This is a genomic window from Kribbella alba (assembly GCF_039529635.1).
GTDB lineage: Bacteria > Actinomycetota > Actinomycetes > Propionibacteriales > Kribbellaceae > Kribbella > Kribbella alba.
The window spans coordinates 310,753-324,972 of the sequence record NZ_BAAANE010000005.1 but is presented as its reverse complement, the minus strand read 5'-3'; the positions used below and the strand labels follow the sequence as shown (position 1 = coordinate 324,972).

Here is a 14,220-nt window from a genome sequence, read left to right as displayed (position 1 = left end):
GAGGCGGCGACCTTGAACACCAGACAGGGACCGCGGACACGAAATAACGTGTTCAAGGCCCCGACTACCTGTCCCAGGTCCCCACTCTTGGCCAGGGCCGCACTCACCCAGCCCTCCACGGCCCCCTGCCGAAAAGGCATCATCACGAAATACGGCCGTCGTACTAGCCGCCGGCGGCGGTCTGAGCGTCAGTGTGGTGGAGAGAGCGGAGTTCTTCGGTGGTGGGGAGGCGGCCCAGACGGCGGAGGCGTTGGGACTGGGCTTTGCGCATGGCTTCGACCAGGCGGCGGGCCTCGCGGGCGTTGCCGAAGTTGGCGCCGTGGGCGATCCGGTCGAAGTACGCCGTCAGCGGTGGTCCGGCGGCCGGGTCGAGCTGGTAGTCGCCGCCGGCCACCATCCGGTCGGTGATCAGCAGCAGTTCCTCGGCGGAATAGTTCTCGAACTCGATCGTCTTGGAGAACCGGGACGCCAGGCCCGGGTTCGCGGCCAGGAAGTCCTCCATCTCGGCGGTGTAGCCCGCCACGATGATGGCGATCTCGTCGCGGTGGTCCTCCATCAGCTTCACCAGCGCGTCGATCGCCTCCTGGCCGAAATCGCCCCCGGTGCCGGCCGAGCGGGACAGCGTGTAGGCCTCGTCGATGAACAGCACCCCGCCGAGCGACTTCTCGAACACCTGGGCGGTCTTCTCCGCGGTGTGGCCGATGTACTGGCCGACCAGGTCGCGCCGCGACACCTCGGTGAAGCTGCCCTGCGGGAGTACGCCGAGCGCCTTCAGCAGCTTCCCGTACAACCGCGCCACGGTGGTCTTCCCGGTGCCGGGCGCGCCCGCGAAGATCAGGTGATGGCTGACGCCGCCGATCGAGAGTCCGGCGGCCCGGCGCCACTCGTTCACCTGGATCTCGTCGACCAGCGCGCGCACCTCGGCCTTGACCCCGGGCAATCCGACCATCTCGTCGAGATCGCCGAGCAGTTCGTCCAGCGGACCGCCTGCCTCCGCAGGACGGACCGAAGCGCGCTCGATGACCTCCACCGTGGCACCGTCGGCGATCGCCAGGGCGGGCTGTCCGGTGTTGTCGGTCCGGCAGCCCTCGACGGTGCCGCCGCAGCCGGGAGCGAAGGTGATCGCCGGGCCCCGGGTGTCGTGCACGCTCACCCGCCGGATGGTCGGCGTACTGGCGTGGGCGACGCCGATTCCCTCGGTCCCCGTCTGCGCGACCTCGGTGTCGGTGATCTCCGGACGGCTGTACTGGTAGACGTAGATCCCACGCCCTCCGCAGGACGTGATCGTGCAGCCGCGGATCAGCGGATCGGAGCCCAGGGCAACGACTATGCCGTCGCCGGAGATCCCGGTGACCGTGGTGTCGAGGATCCGTCCGCTCGCACCCTCGACCACGATCCCCGTCTCGGCGCCGCCGATCCTGCAGCGGTCGACCGTGAACGCCGTACAGGCGTGCACGCTGATCGCCGGACGAGTCTGACTCCGCACGCTGCACTGCTCCACCGTCAGCACGGTCCGATCGACCGAGATCGCCAGATTGTCACCAGCCCGTAGGTCGAGGCCGCGCAGCGTGAGCTCGCCGTCAACAGCCCGCAACGTCGGACACTCAGCCCCGGCACCATCCAGTACTACGGTCGCGCCCGCCTCGGCCTGCAGGGTGATCGACCGGCCACTGAGCTCGAGCGTCTCTGCGTAGGTCCCGGCGGCTATCGCGACCACGGCCCCGTCGGGCGCCTCCAGTAAGGCGGAGCCGATGGTCGGATAGGCGCCGGGACGATCCGCGGCGACCGTCAGCACCCGGATCGAACCAGGCATCAGCTGGCCCGGTCCAGCAGCCAGCCACGGTCGGCGGCCTTGACCCCGGCCTGGAACCTGCTGCGAGCACCCAGTCGATGCATGATCTGCGCGACCATCCGCCGCACGGTCCGTACGGAGATCCCCAGTTGTGCCGCAGCGACCTCGTCAGTGGCCCCCAGGGACAGCAGCCGCAGCATCTCGCGCTCCCGCAGCGAGAGGTCCGTGTCGAGCGGGATGTCGCTGTCGGCCAGTGGTACGGCGTCGGGCCAGACCCGCTCGAACAGTTCAGTCGCGGTGGTCACCACGCTGCTCAGGCGGAGTACGGCGACGCTGCCGTTCGCAGTGTCAGCCGGAAGGACGGCGACGGAGCCGTCGATGATCAGCGCGTTCATCGGGACCAGCGGCATGGTCCGCACGGCGACACCGGCAACTGACATCGCACCGAGGTGGCGGCAGAGCGTCGGCGCAGTACGGGCGGTGTCGGGGTAGATAGCGCGGTAGCGCAGCCCGGGCCGCACCTCGCGCGGGCCGAAGGCCGGACCGTTCGGGGTGAGCGTGCTCATCGCGATCACCTCGTCCTGGGCGCCGGCGAGCAGGGCGGCGACGCCGTCGTGGGCAGGGACCTGGTGGAAGCCGGTGGGGCGGTTCAGCAGCGTGACAGTCATGAGAGAGGGACCCCCAGAGGTAGCGTGGCGGCGACGCCGGTGGCGTGCCGTCCGTCGAGGCGTTCCGGCTCGACTCCGAACGAGCGAGCCAGCGTGGTCAGGACGTTGACCGCCGTGTCGAGCGTGGCCGGGTGGGACGCGGCGACTCGCAGTACGGCGTGGTGGAGGGCGGGTTCGGGGTCATCAGCCGGAGCTGTGACGGTGACGGCGATGGTTTGGGCAGCACCGGTGCCGGTGCCGAGCAATGTGTCGACCAGTGCCTGGGCGACGGGCTTGGGAAGAGCCGCGTAGCCGGTGAGCCGGATGCAGACCTGCAGGACCGGCCCGGCGGACCAGGTGGACCAGCGCTCCCGGAGCTGACCGCGGCCGGCGTTCGCATGCGCCAGCGCTCCGATCGAGGCCAGTACGTCGGACTCGTCGAGCGGCATGCTCTCGACCTGCTCCCGGTCGAACCGCCGCACCAGCCGGCGGACGGTGTTCGCCAGCACCTGGCTGACCTGCTCGTCCGTCGCGATCTCCGGGGTCCGGGTCGCGCAGACGGCGATCCAGGCCCGCGGCGGCTGGTTCTGCTTGACCCCGCGGTGCAGGACCAGCTGCACCGCTACGGAGACCGGTTGTTCGTCAGCAGAGTCAGCCAGCGACGTCAGGCGAGGTAGGACCTCGTGCTGTGCATCCGCACCGAGTCGCAGGGCGACACTGGCGCCCCCTGGTCGGCTGAGCAACCCGTAAGGCTGCTCGCGGACGGTCAATGTGGTCGCTGTCGTCCGGCCGCAGAACACGCTGAGCAGGTTGATCGCAGTGTCACCTGCGAGGTCGACTCGCCGCCGGCGCACCAGGTAGGCCAGTAGTACGCCGGCCCAGCGGAAGAGCCACATTCCGCGGAACCGCACGCCGGTCAGGAGAACCAGCGAGACAGCAGCGAGCGTGGTGAGGATCAGGACCAGCCGAGAGCCGGTGGTAGCCGCACCGACCGCGACGAGGGCGAACTGCCAGCAGACGATCTGCCCGACCCGGACAGTACGGTCCGGGTGTTCCACTGGCTCCGCGGCGGGCTCGGGGGCCGGCGGCTGCTCGGCCACGAAGAGCCGCGCCGCCGTCGGCGGTGTGGGAGGTGCGGGCGCCGGGCGCGCAGTCAGCGGTTGGGGCAGCACCGCAGTGCGTGCGACCGGCGTACCAATCGAGGTGGCCCGGGGGTGGGCGGTGGGGTGGGCGGCGGGCCGGACGGCGTGGTGGGCGGGGACTGTCGGAGCGTAGGCAGCCTCCTGACCCGGTGTGGGCGCGGCTGCGGCCGAGGGGCTCATGCGACCCTCGGGTCCCTGGGCGAGACCAGTTCCAACTCACCCCGGCCGCCGGCTCCGCGCTCGCCGGCGTCCCGCCGGTCGGCCTCACGGAGGCGGTGGGTCGCGGCGGCCAGCTCGTCAGGCGACTCGGTGGCCAGCAGGGCTGTGTGGGCGTGGTCGCGCACCACAGGATGCAGGGCGAACCGGCCGGGCGCCGGTTCGGAGACGAGGTGCCGGTCCAGCAGCTCATCCACCATCGGCTCCACCTCCTCTTGGGTCGTACCGGCCAACCGCGCGGCCCGCCGGACGTCGAAGTACGGGGTCAAGGCAAGTAAGCGGTAGATCCGTCGGACCGGTCCCGAGAGTGCGTGGTACGCCGCGTCGAAGCGCGCGTAAAGCTCGGCCAGCTGCTGCCAACGGCCGGTCTGGTCGTCCAGCCGGGCAGCGAGCCGGGAGACCGTCCACGGCGGCTGGTCGCGCATCCGGTCGGCGAGGTTCCTCAGAGCCGCGGGGTGGCCCGCGCACCAGCGCAGTACCTGGTCGGCCTCGGTGCCGACTAGCCGGGCAGGCTCGAGCAGGCGGGCGGCGTCGGCAGCAGGCAGCACGTCGAGGCTCACCGATCCGGTGCGGTCCAGGCCGGTCAACCGGCGTTGACCAATCACGAGGACCATCGAGCCGGGGGTGTTCGGCAGCAATTGCCGCACCTGAGCCACGTCGGCCGCATCGTCCAGGACGAGCACGATCCGCGCCCCGAGCGAGCGCCACATCGAAGCGCGCTCATCCACTGCCGTCGGCAACGAAGCCTCGCAGCCCCGGACCGCGCGGATCAACTTGCCCAAGGTATCGATCGTCGCCAGTTCACCCAGCCGCAGGTAGAACTGCCCGTCGGGACAGTCGAGCGTGTGGGCCGCTTCCAGCGCGATCGCGGTCTTGCCCACGCCGGGCATCCCGTCGATCGTGACCAGACCGACCCCGTCCCGCACCCGGCCCGCCGCGATGGCCGCCAGCTCGACCGACCGCCCGACGAAACCGGCGATCCGCCCCGGCAGGTCCGACCGGACGCCCGCGATGGCCGATGCGGCAGAGCCGCTCGCGACAGTCGCGCCAGCAGCTACGGGGGGCCTGACGAGCGCGGGAGCCTCCTCGTTGAGGATCTCCTGGTGCAGCAGGGTCAGCTCCGCGCCCGGCTCGATCCCGAGTTCCCGTACCAGCGCCGTCCGGGCCCGCTGGTAGGCCGCGAGCGCGTCGTGGCGGCGACCGGTCTGGCGAAGGGCGACCATCAGCTTGGTCCAGGAGAGTTCCCGCAGCGGCTCCTCGTCGGTCAATGCCCGGAGCAACGAGATCGCCTCAGCCGACCGGCCGAGGGCCAGCTGGGCATCGGCGAGATCCTCCCGCAGGGATCTGTGCAACTCCGTCAGCCGGTCCACCGCGGAGCTGGCGTCGCTCGTCAACCCGTCGTACGGGCAGCCGCGCCACAGGCCCAGCGCGCGCTCGACGAGCTCGGCCGCCTCGGCGGGTGCGGTTCCGGTGCCGAGCCGCCTGCGGGCCTCGTCCGAGAGGTCGGCGGCGATCTCCGCGTCCAGCTCGCCACGCAGCACACAGACGCGGTAGGCGCCCGGGCGGCTCTCTATCCGCCCGTCCGGGAGCGCCCGGCGGAGCTGCCAGGCGTAGGTCTTCAGGTTGCGCTGCGCCGAGGCGGGGACATCCCGGCCGGCCCAGACCGCATCGATCAGCTGGTCGGTGCTGACCCAGGCGTTCCGGTGCAGCAGGAGCAACGTCAGCATCGTGGCGGGCTTGCCGCCACCGACGTCGAGCGGGTGTCCGTCCGGGCCGTCGACCTCGAGCGGACCCAGCACCCGGAAGGCGATCCGGGCCGGCGTATGCGCTGAGTGACCGTTCATGACACATACGATCCGTGTCGACGATGACATTTCGATGACACCCGAGGTCGACTGTGCGCGTACTGGTGGTAGAGGACGACGAGGACCTGCGGATCGCGGTCTCCGCCGGTCTGCGGACCGCCGCGCTCGCGGTGGACAGCGTGGGCGACATCGCGGCCGCCGACGAGGCGCTGTTCGTGAACTCCTACGACTGCGTGGTGTTCGACCGGATGCTGCCGGACGGCGACTCGATCGGCTACATTCGCAGCCGTCGACAGGAGGGCTGGGCTGTTCCGGTGCTCTTCCTGACCGCGCGCGACACCCTGGCCGACCGGGTGGACGGCTTCGAGCACGGCGGCGACGACTACCTGGTGAAGCCGTTCGCGGTGGCCGAGCTGACCGCCCGGGTGCTGAGCCTTTGCCGCCGCGCCGGCACCGGCCGCCCGCCCGTACTCCGGTACGCCGACGTCGAGGTGGACACCGGCCGCCGGGAGGTACGGCGGGCCGGAGTACTGCTGACCTTGACCGCGAAGGAGTTCTCCGTGCTCGAGTACCTGGTGGTCCGGCCCGAGCAGGCGGTGACCCGTAGCGAGCTGATCGAGCACTGCTGGGACTCCGCGGCGGACCCGATGTCGAACGTGGTCGACGTGACCATCAAGCGGCTCCGGACCAAGCTGCGCCAACCCGAGCTGATCCAGGCCGTGCGCGGGCAGGGCTACCGGCTGACTGACGGGATCGCCGGATGAGGGCACCCTCGGTCGAGCGGCTGCGTCGGTTGCGCTGGCGGCTGACCGCGATCTTCACCGCGATGAACACGATCGGTCTGGTCGTGCTCGCCCCGCTGGTGATCTTCCTCGACGCGGATCGCGGCCGGGCCGCGATCGACAACGAGCTGAACGTTGTCACCGGGCCCGTGCTCCGCCTGGCCAGCGAGCGCGGCGGCCTCGACTTCGCCGGGGTCAACGCGGACCCGCTGAATACCGGTTGCCCGCAGTTCGCCATCCTCCCGGGCAGTGCGACCCCGTTCACCAGACACTTCAGCGCCAACGACTGCACGCCGATGGACCCGGCGATCCTGGACGGGCTGGCCACCCAGGCCGTGCGGGACGGCACCGGGCTGCTCGCCGACAGCCACGCTGTCAGCGGTGCCGACGTCCGCGTCGAGGTCGAGCCGTTCAAGGACTCCAGCGACCGGTACGCCGGGGCGGTGCTGGCGTGGACGGACGTCTCGGACGAGATCGACCGTCGACAGCGCGTGCTCGCGGTGGTCCTGGTGGGGTGTGCGCTCCTGATCGGCGCCGCGGCGCTCGCCGGGTACTGGCTGTCCGGCCGGGCGATCCGGCCCGCGATGGCCGCTCTCGAACAGCAGGAGGTCCTGCTGGCCGAGACTGCGCACGACCTCCGTACTCCGGTTGCGGCGCTCCGTGCGCTCGCAGAAACAGCAGCACAGGACCCCGAACAGAGTGGCGAGTTGCTGCCGAGAACCGTCCGCCTGGCCGGGCGGATGGGCGACATCATCGACGGGCTGCTGGTCCGGGCTCGCCTAGCCGCAGGGGTCGAACAGCTGTCGATGCAACCGGTCTGGCTCGACCAGTTGGTCGCCGGAGTCGTCGAAGACACCGTGAGCGGTTCGGCGCGGGTGTCGGTGGTGACGGCACCGACCATGGTCCGGGCCGACCCGGCACTGCTCCAACGGGCCATCGGCAACTTGCTGGACAACGCCCTGCGGCACGGCCGCGGCCCGGGCGGGGAAGCCGTCGTCACCGTCACGGTCGCGGACGGCCGGGTGACGGTCGCCGACCAGGGTCCCGGCGTGGACCCAGCCATCGGTGATGAGCTGTTCGAGCGGTTCACCAGCGGCAGTGGTTCGTCGGGTCTGGGGCTGTCGATCGTCCGGTGGGTCGCCCTGTCGCACGGTGGTGACCTGAGGGTCTACAACGCCGATGAGGGCGGCGCGATCTTCGAGTTCCGGATCCCGGTCGCCAAGCAGCAGTGATCCGGTCTGGATCCGAATTGGACTGCCGCTGGACCGACGTGCCTTAGCCTTACTCGCTGTGAAGTCTTTGACCGAGTTGCGTGGTCGCCTCGCGCCGCCGAAAGCCGGGGACGACTCCGCGAGTGCCCGGCGGGAACGGAGCGAGGGCTGGCGTCCACGGGCGGCGCTGGCCGCGGTGGTCGCCGTCTGTGTGGCGGTCACCGGTATCGCCGTGGCGGGCGCCGGGAACGCCTCACCGGGCGTGAAGTTCGCCGCGCAGGGACGCTGGATCTACAACAGCACGCTCGGCACGCTCTTCCACGTCAACGGCTCCACCAAGAACGTCGAGGGCCAGATCGCCCTGCCCGGCGCCGGTCCCGGCACCCAGGTGGTCGAGACGGACAGGAGCGGCTATGCGCTGGCAGCGGGCCGCATCTACGAGTTCAGCAAGTCCGACCTCCAGGTGCTGGATCCCAAGCCCGCGCCGGTGAACGAGCACCCGGTCGGCCTGGAGGCAGGCAGCGCCGCGTTCGCGGTCTACCGGCAGGCGGGCCGGGTGATTCGCTTCAGCGACAACCTCACGATCGACGCTCCCGGCGTACCGCTCGGGCAGCCGGTTGTCACGTCGACCGGCACGCTGTGGGTCCATCGCCCGGACAACGGTCAGCTCTGCCAGTTGCCGCTCGACGCGGACCGGCTGTCCTGCCCGGCCAGGACCACGCTCGGGCACACCGGCGCGCTGACTGTTGTCGGCGGCAACCAGGTTGTCTTCGTCGACACCACCTCCCGAGCGATGTTCGCCGTCGACGGCGGCGGTCTGGGCCGGCAGGTCGCGCTGCCGCTGCCGGACCTGCCTGCCGGCGCGATCGTCGCGCCGAACGACGTGGCCGGCCGGGTCGCGATCGTCGACCCGCAGCGCAACGTCCTGCATCTGATCGACACCGCCGAGCTGACCGGCGGCAAGCCGGACGCCAAGCCGATCCGCAAGCAACTGCGCAAGGGCCAGTACGAACGGATCGCCTCGTCCGGCAACAGCGTCGCGCTGATCGACGACAGCACCGACACCCTGGTCACGCTGGACCGCAACGGCAACGAGAAGGCCGTCCGCCGGATCCCACCGCCGTCGGCGAAGGCCAAGGTCGGCCCTGGCGACCGCGCGGGGCTGTTCCGCGGCGGCGATTCCCGCCTGTACGTCGCGAGCAAGGCCGGCGAGAAGGTGATGGTGGTCGACGACGGTGGTGACGTGACCCCGGTCGACACCGACAGCCCGAAGCCGGACAGGCCGAAGACGCCCAAGCCGTCGGACCAGCCGACCACCACCCCCAGCCGGCCGGCCGATCCGACCACGACCCAGCCGCCCGAGCCGCCGAAGACGACGGAACACCCGAACAAGCCGGATCCGCCCCGGACCACGGACCCCGGCGGCGACCAGACCAACCGGCCGGATCGCCCAGGGCCACCGGCGTCGAGCAAGCCGGACCCGAAACCCGATCCCAAGCCCACGGTCCAGGCGAGCCGGCCCGGCGCTCCCCGCAGCGTTTCGGGCCGGGCCGGGACCAACTCCGCCTTCGTCAGCTGGGAAGCTGCCGCACCCAACGGAGCCCCCGTTACGCAGTACAGGGTGACGTGGAGCGGGGGCAGCAAGGTGTTGGGTGCGTCGGCGCGGAGCACCAACGTCAGCGGGCTGACCAGCGGCACCGGCTACACGTTCACGGTGCGAGCGGTGAACCGGGTGGGAACCGGGCCGGGCAGCAGTACTGCGCGGCTCGTGCCCGACGGTGGTGCCGCCGATGCGCCGCCGAACTTCAAGGTGACCGCGGGGAACGGCAAGATCAGCCTGAGCTGGAGCCGGCCGAACCTGCACGGCGGGACGTTCCAGGGCTACCAGTACACCGCTTCCTCGGCGTCGAGCCAGCAGAGCAGCAGCAGCCGGCAGACGAGCTACACCTTCACCGGCCTGGACAACGGCACCAGCTATCGCGTCACCGTGCGGGCGATCACGTCCGATGCCCAGGGCAACTTGATCCAGGGCAAGGCGGCCAGCCGGACGATCACGCCTGGTGGCGGCGGCGGTAGCTCGGGACCGACGCTGACCGCCTCCCGGGGTGCCGACACCACGCACGGCGGCGGTGACCAGGCCTGCAACCCACCTGGCTGCGCCTTCATCCGGGTCGTCGGCAAGGGCCTCAAGCCCAACACCCGCTACTTCTTCCAGCCGTTCACCACCCAGTGGCAACCGTCCAACCCGGGCGCGACGCTGACCACCGAGTCCGACGGCAGCATCCTGATCGACGACCGGTTCGCCACCGACGCGCCCGGCCAGCAGGTCTGGGTGGTCGCCAGCGCGCCCGGCGAGCAGACGGTCACGTCCAACAAGTTCACCTGGAGAAGCTGATGAGTGCGACGATCCCGCCCGGCGAGGCGTACCGGCTGGTCGCGGACAACCTGCAGAAGGTGATCCACGGCAAGCCGGAGGTGGTCCGGCTGGCGCTGACCGCGTTGTTCGCCGAGGGGCATCTGCTGATCGAGGACGTGCCCGGGCTGGGCAAGACAACGCTGGCCCGGTGCATCGCGCGCAGCATCGACGCGAGCTGGAACCGGATCCAGTTCACCCCCGACCTGCTGCCGGGTGACATCACCGGCGTGATGGTCTACCACCAGGGCAACGAGGCGTTCGAGTTCCACCCGGGCGGCATCTTCGCCAATGTGGTGGTCGCGGACGAGATCAACCGCGGGACGCCGAAGACGCAGTCCGCGCTGCTCGAGGTGATGGCCGAGCGCCGGGTCACGGTCGACTCGATCACCCGGGCCGTCCCGGATCCGTTCCTGGTCATCGGCACCCAGAACCCGATCGAGATGGAAGGCACCTACCGGCTGCCCGAGGCGCAGCTGGACCGGTTCCTGATGCGGATCGAGATCGGCTACCCCGACCACGACGCCGAAGTACGGATCGTGCTCGGCGACACCGGCAGGATCGGCCCCGACTCGCTCAGCCCGGTCATCGACGTACCGGCGCTGCGGAACGCGATCGCGGCTGTCCGTTCCGTCCACGTCGACCCGGCGATCAGCTCGTACGCCGTGAAGCTGGCCGCCGCGACCCGTGAACACACGGCAGTCCGGTACGGCGCGAGCCCGCGCGGCAGCATCTCCCTGGTCCGGGCGGCCCGGGCCTACGCGGCGACGGACGGGCGGGCGTTCACCACCCCGGACGACGTCAAGCAGGTGGCTCAGCCGGTGCTCGCCCACCGGCTCGTCCTCACGCCGGACGCGGAGCTCAGCCAGCGGCCGCCGTCGTCGGTCGTGGACGAGGTGCTCGCCGCGACGCCGGCTCCGACCGCGAGCCTGAACGCGGTCTGAGCAGCCCATGCGTTTGACCCGACGTGGAGTCGCGGTGTTGGTGGGCTCGGTCGCGGCCTACCTCCTCGGGGAGCTGGCGGGCTATGCCTTCTTCCGCGCCCTGGGTGGACTCGGCCTCGGCGCGTTGGTCGCGGCGACCGTCCTGACCGTGCGGCAGCCGCAGGTCTCGGTCCAGCGTGACCTCTCGCCGGACCGGGTCGAGCGAGGCCGGCCCGCACTGGCGACACTGCGCGTGCGGAATACGGGCGGCCGCTGGCAACCGGCCTTCGCCGCGCACGACTCCGCCGGGGCAGCACGCCAACAGGTCCGGATCCGGCGACTCGGCCCGGACAGCGAGGCGACGTACCGGTACGAATTGCCGACCTCGCGGCGCGGCCGGATCGAGGTCGGACCTCTGACGCTGGAACGCCGCGATCCGCTCGGCCTGGCCAGGAACCGTTTGGCCACAGGCGAAACGGCGACACTCTGGGTCCACCCGAAGCGGCACGCGACCCGCACAGTGGTTGCCGGGCGCCCACGACATCACCACGTCGGCCGTACTGCGGACGACTCGCTGCGCGGATCCGCCGACGTGCGCGACGTCCGCCCGTACGTCGTGGGTGATGAGGTGCGGCACCTGCACTGGAAGGCGACGGCGCGAACCGGTCAGCTGATGGTGCGGGACTTCGTCGATCCGGACCAGCCCAGGTTGACCGTGCTGCTCGACACCCGGACCGACCCATTGCCTGCAGCAACCTTTGAGGAAGGAGTCGAGGTCGTTGCCTCGATCCTGTTCGCGGCGTCGATGGCGGGCCACCGGTGCAGGCTGCTCACCTCGGCGGGTGCGGACGTGGCCGCTCCTGGTGGGGCGCTCGCATCGCGGCAGTTCCTGGACGAGTTGTGTGTAGCCGAGCAGAGCGACGAACGGTCTGGTCTGCTACCGCGCGCGCTGACGACTGGTGCGTCCAGCGGCGGCGCCATCGTGGTCGTCACCGGAGTGCGCGGGACCGCCGCCGATCTCGCGCCGCTATTGGTCCGCTACAGCTCGGTGACGGTGCTCGGTCTCGGGCCGGTGCACGGTGTCGCGCCGATCCTCGGAGCTCGGGTGATCCTGGCCGCTGACGCGGCAGAGGCGTTGCAGCAGTGGAGCGGGGTGATCGGGTGAGCACTCGACGACGGACGCTGGCTGTGATCGTCGCCGCGCTGATCGCGGGGCTTTGTTTCGGCCCGGTCTTCGGGTTCCGATCCTTGATCGTCCCGCTCGGCTTGGTGTGTCTGGTCGTCTATGCCGTCTCGGAGTTGTGCCGCTATCGGCCCGGGTTGTCATCCTGGCGGCCTCTGCTCGTGGCGCTGAGCGGTCTGCTGGCGGTCGTCGAAACTGTGCTGAGGGCAACGACTGTGGCCGGACTGCCGACCGTCGGGTCGGTCCGCGCGCTCGGCCGTGGATTGACCTCCTGGCAGCTGACGCTCGAGTCGACCTGGCCGGCCCGACCTGATCCCGACCTCTTGGTCTTCATCCCGCTGCTGGTCCTGCTGGCGTGCCTGCTCGGCCTCGAGCTCCTCGACCGTACGCCGCCGCTGGTGGCCGTCCTGCCGGCCTTGATCGTGGTCGGCGTCAGCCAGCTCTACATCGCCCTGACGGGGCTCGCCGCCGTCTTGGTTGCCATTGGCTACGGTTCGGTGGTGGCGGCGCTGCTGCTGCCTGACCGGGTTCGCAGCGACAAGGCTCAGCGCTGGACGCCTCTGCTGGCCTTGGGTGTCGTCACCGTGGTTGCGGTTGTCGGCAGCCTGGTGGTGAGCTCGGTCGATCCCGTCGGGCGGAAGCCGTACACGTTGCAGCAGGCACAGAGCGCGGCGGCTCCGACGAACCGGTTGACCAGCCCACTCGACGAGCTCGCCGGCCGGCTCAACCCGCGGAACGCGCAGACGGTGGTGTTCCGCTACAAGTCAGCCGGGCCGGTCAGCCGCTGGCGGCAGGTCGCGCTCGACGACTTCGACGGAGCGAACTGGACGACTAGTCACCCGTTCCTGCGGATGGGTTCCGAATTGGCGCCGGGCGCCGAGGTGGACGTGTCCGTCACGACGCAGCAGGCCGAGGTAGAACTCAAGGGCTTGACCGGTCCCTGGTTGCCCGGGCAGCTGTTGCCGGCTGCCGTCTCCGGTGCGATCGAGCCGCAGATCGAACCGGTCGGTGGCACGCTGCTGACGGCGGAAGCGCCGGACAAGTATGAGCTGACCTGGTCGAAGCCGGTTGTCGATGCGAATTATCTGCTGAGGGCAGGGGTCGAACCGGATGCCACCGACGGACTCGGTGATCTCGGTGCCGCGCCCAACGAGGTCGCCGCAGTCGCCAGCGAGGCGCTCGCGGGTCGGCGAGCCACCTTCGCGACAGCGTTGGCCCTGGAGACCTACATGCGCAAGCGGTACAAGCTTGCCGTTGCCGAACCACTGCCGACGGGTCACAGTTGGCCGCAGCTGAAGCGGTTCCTGGTGGATGACGAGCCTGGTACGAGTGAACAGTTCGCCGCCGGCTATGTCGCGATGGCGCGGTCCAATGGGATCCCTGCTCGGCTGGTCGTCGGTTTCCGCACGCCGGCGAAGGCAGACGCGGACGGCTGGTACACAGTGCGCGACGGGGATGCCTTGGCGTGGCCGGAAGTAGCAGTCGAGGGCGTCGGTTGGTGGCCGCTCGATCCGGCCGGACAAGCCGAGGTCGGGAAGCCCGTAGTACCGGGTAGCGACACGGACGTGACGGACGAAGCGCGGGCAAAGGTTCCACCGGTCAACCAGATCGAGGACCCGGCTGTAGCGCCGCCGGCGAAAGATGACGGGGGCAACCGCAGCTGGGGCGGGTTCGATTTCCCTGTATTCGGGACGTTTGTGGTGTTGGCCGCGCTGTTGTTGCTGTGGTTGTTCGGCGTGCCGCTGCTGAAGTCTGCCCGCGCACTGCGGCGTCAACGGCGTACGGGCAGTGCGGCGGTGGTCGGAGCTTGGGCTGAGGCACGGGATCGCCTGCGGGCGCACGGTGTGGTGGTCACCCCGGGTATGACTGTGCGGGATCTCGGGACGGCCTCGGCCGACGTTGCCGACGAGCGAGCCCGTGCCGGTTTGGCGACAGTGGCAGGGTCGGTGGACCGGGCGCTGTGGTCCGGTGGTCCCATGGATCCGCACGTCAGCCGTGAGGCCTGGGCAGGCGTACGGGAGGTACGCCGGGGCTTGCGAGCGCGTCCGTGGTCAGCCCGCCTGCACGCCGCCTTGGAAGTCCGCAGCCTCTTCTAGTACCCCCGTG

10 protein-coding genes are annotated in these 14,220 nt (G+C 70.4%); 6 read left to right on the top strand and 4 right to left on the bottom strand.

Features of this window, described 5'->3' with window-relative positions:
• Nucleotides 1–163: 163 nt before the first annotated feature.
• Genes ABD210_RS16810 through ABD210_RS16795 form a run of 4 tightly spaced genes read right to left on the bottom strand, consistent with a single transcriptional unit; the run spans nt 164 to nt 5,641 of the window.
• The gene (locus ABD210_RS16810) at nt 164–1,813 is read right to left on the bottom strand and encodes a right-handed parallel beta-helix repeat-containing protein (protein ID WP_344112460.1); all 1,650 of its coding nucleotides are present in this window, start codon (nt 1,811–1,813) and stop codon (nt 164–166) included.
• Nucleotides 1,813–2,460: a helix-turn-helix transcriptional regulator gene (locus ABD210_RS16805; RefSeq protein WP_344112459.1), complete on the bottom strand. Its 648-nt coding sequence runs from the start codon at nt 2,458–2,460 to the stop codon at nt 1,813–1,815. The genes ABD210_RS16810 and ABD210_RS16805 overlap by 1 nt, the downstream gene beginning before the upstream one ends.
• Nucleotides 2,457–3,761, bottom strand: a complete 1,305-nt coding sequence (locus tag ABD210_RS16800; protein WP_344112457.1) for a type VII secretion protein EccE — start codon at nt 3,759–3,761, stop codon at nt 2,457–2,459. Before ABD210_RS16800 ends, ABD210_RS16805 begins: the two co-directional genes overlap by 4 nt.
• Complete coding sequence (locus ABD210_RS16795; protein ID WP_344112455.1) at nt 3,758–5,641, bottom strand: AfsR/SARP family transcriptional regulator; 1,884 nt, start codon at nt 5,639–5,641, stop codon at nt 3,758–3,760. Before ABD210_RS16795 ends, ABD210_RS16800 begins: the two co-directional genes overlap by 4 nt.
• A 53-nt stretch (nt 5,642–5,694) precedes the next feature.
• Between ABD210_RS16795 and ABD210_RS16790 the strand changes: the two genes are divergently transcribed.
• From ABD210_RS16790 to ABD210_RS16765, 6 genes are read left to right on the top strand one after another with little or no spacing between them, the layout of a single operon-like run.
• On the top strand, nt 5,695–6,366 hold the full coding sequence (locus tag ABD210_RS16790; protein ID WP_344112453.1) for a response regulator transcription factor: 672 nt from the start codon (nt 5,695–5,697) through the stop codon (nt 6,364–6,366).
• Nucleotides 6,363–7,616, top strand: a complete 1,254-nt coding sequence (locus ABD210_RS16785; RefSeq protein ID WP_344112451.1) for a sensor histidine kinase — start codon at nt 6,363–6,365, stop codon at nt 7,614–7,616. Before ABD210_RS16790 ends, ABD210_RS16785 begins: the two co-directional genes overlap by 4 nt.
• A gap of 58 nt (nt 7,617–7,674) precedes the next feature.
• Nucleotides 7,675–9,990 (top strand): fibronectin type III domain-containing protein, encoded by a 2,316-nt coding sequence (locus tag ABD210_RS16780; protein WP_344112450.1) that lies wholly within the window; start codon nt 7,675–7,677, stop codon nt 9,988–9,990.
• The gene (locus ABD210_RS16775; RefSeq protein WP_344112449.1) at nt 9,990–10,952 is read left to right on the top strand and encodes an AAA family ATPase; all 963 of its coding nucleotides are present in this window, start codon (nt 9,990–9,992) and stop codon (nt 10,950–10,952) included. The genes ABD210_RS16780 and ABD210_RS16775 overlap by 1 nt, the downstream gene beginning before the upstream one ends.
• 7 nt (nt 10,953–10,959) lie before the next feature.
• Nucleotides 10,960–12,096: a DUF58 domain-containing protein gene (locus ABD210_RS16770; RefSeq protein ID WP_344112448.1), complete on the top strand. Its 1,137-nt coding sequence runs from the start codon at nt 10,960–10,962 to the stop codon at nt 12,094–12,096.
• Nucleotides 12,093–14,210: a transglutaminase TgpA family protein gene (locus ABD210_RS16765; protein WP_344112447.1), complete on the top strand. Its 2,118-nt coding sequence runs from the start codon at nt 12,093–12,095 to the stop codon at nt 14,208–14,210. The genes ABD210_RS16770 and ABD210_RS16765 overlap by 4 nt, the downstream gene beginning before the upstream one ends.
• Nucleotides 14,211–14,220: the final 10 nt, after the last annotated feature.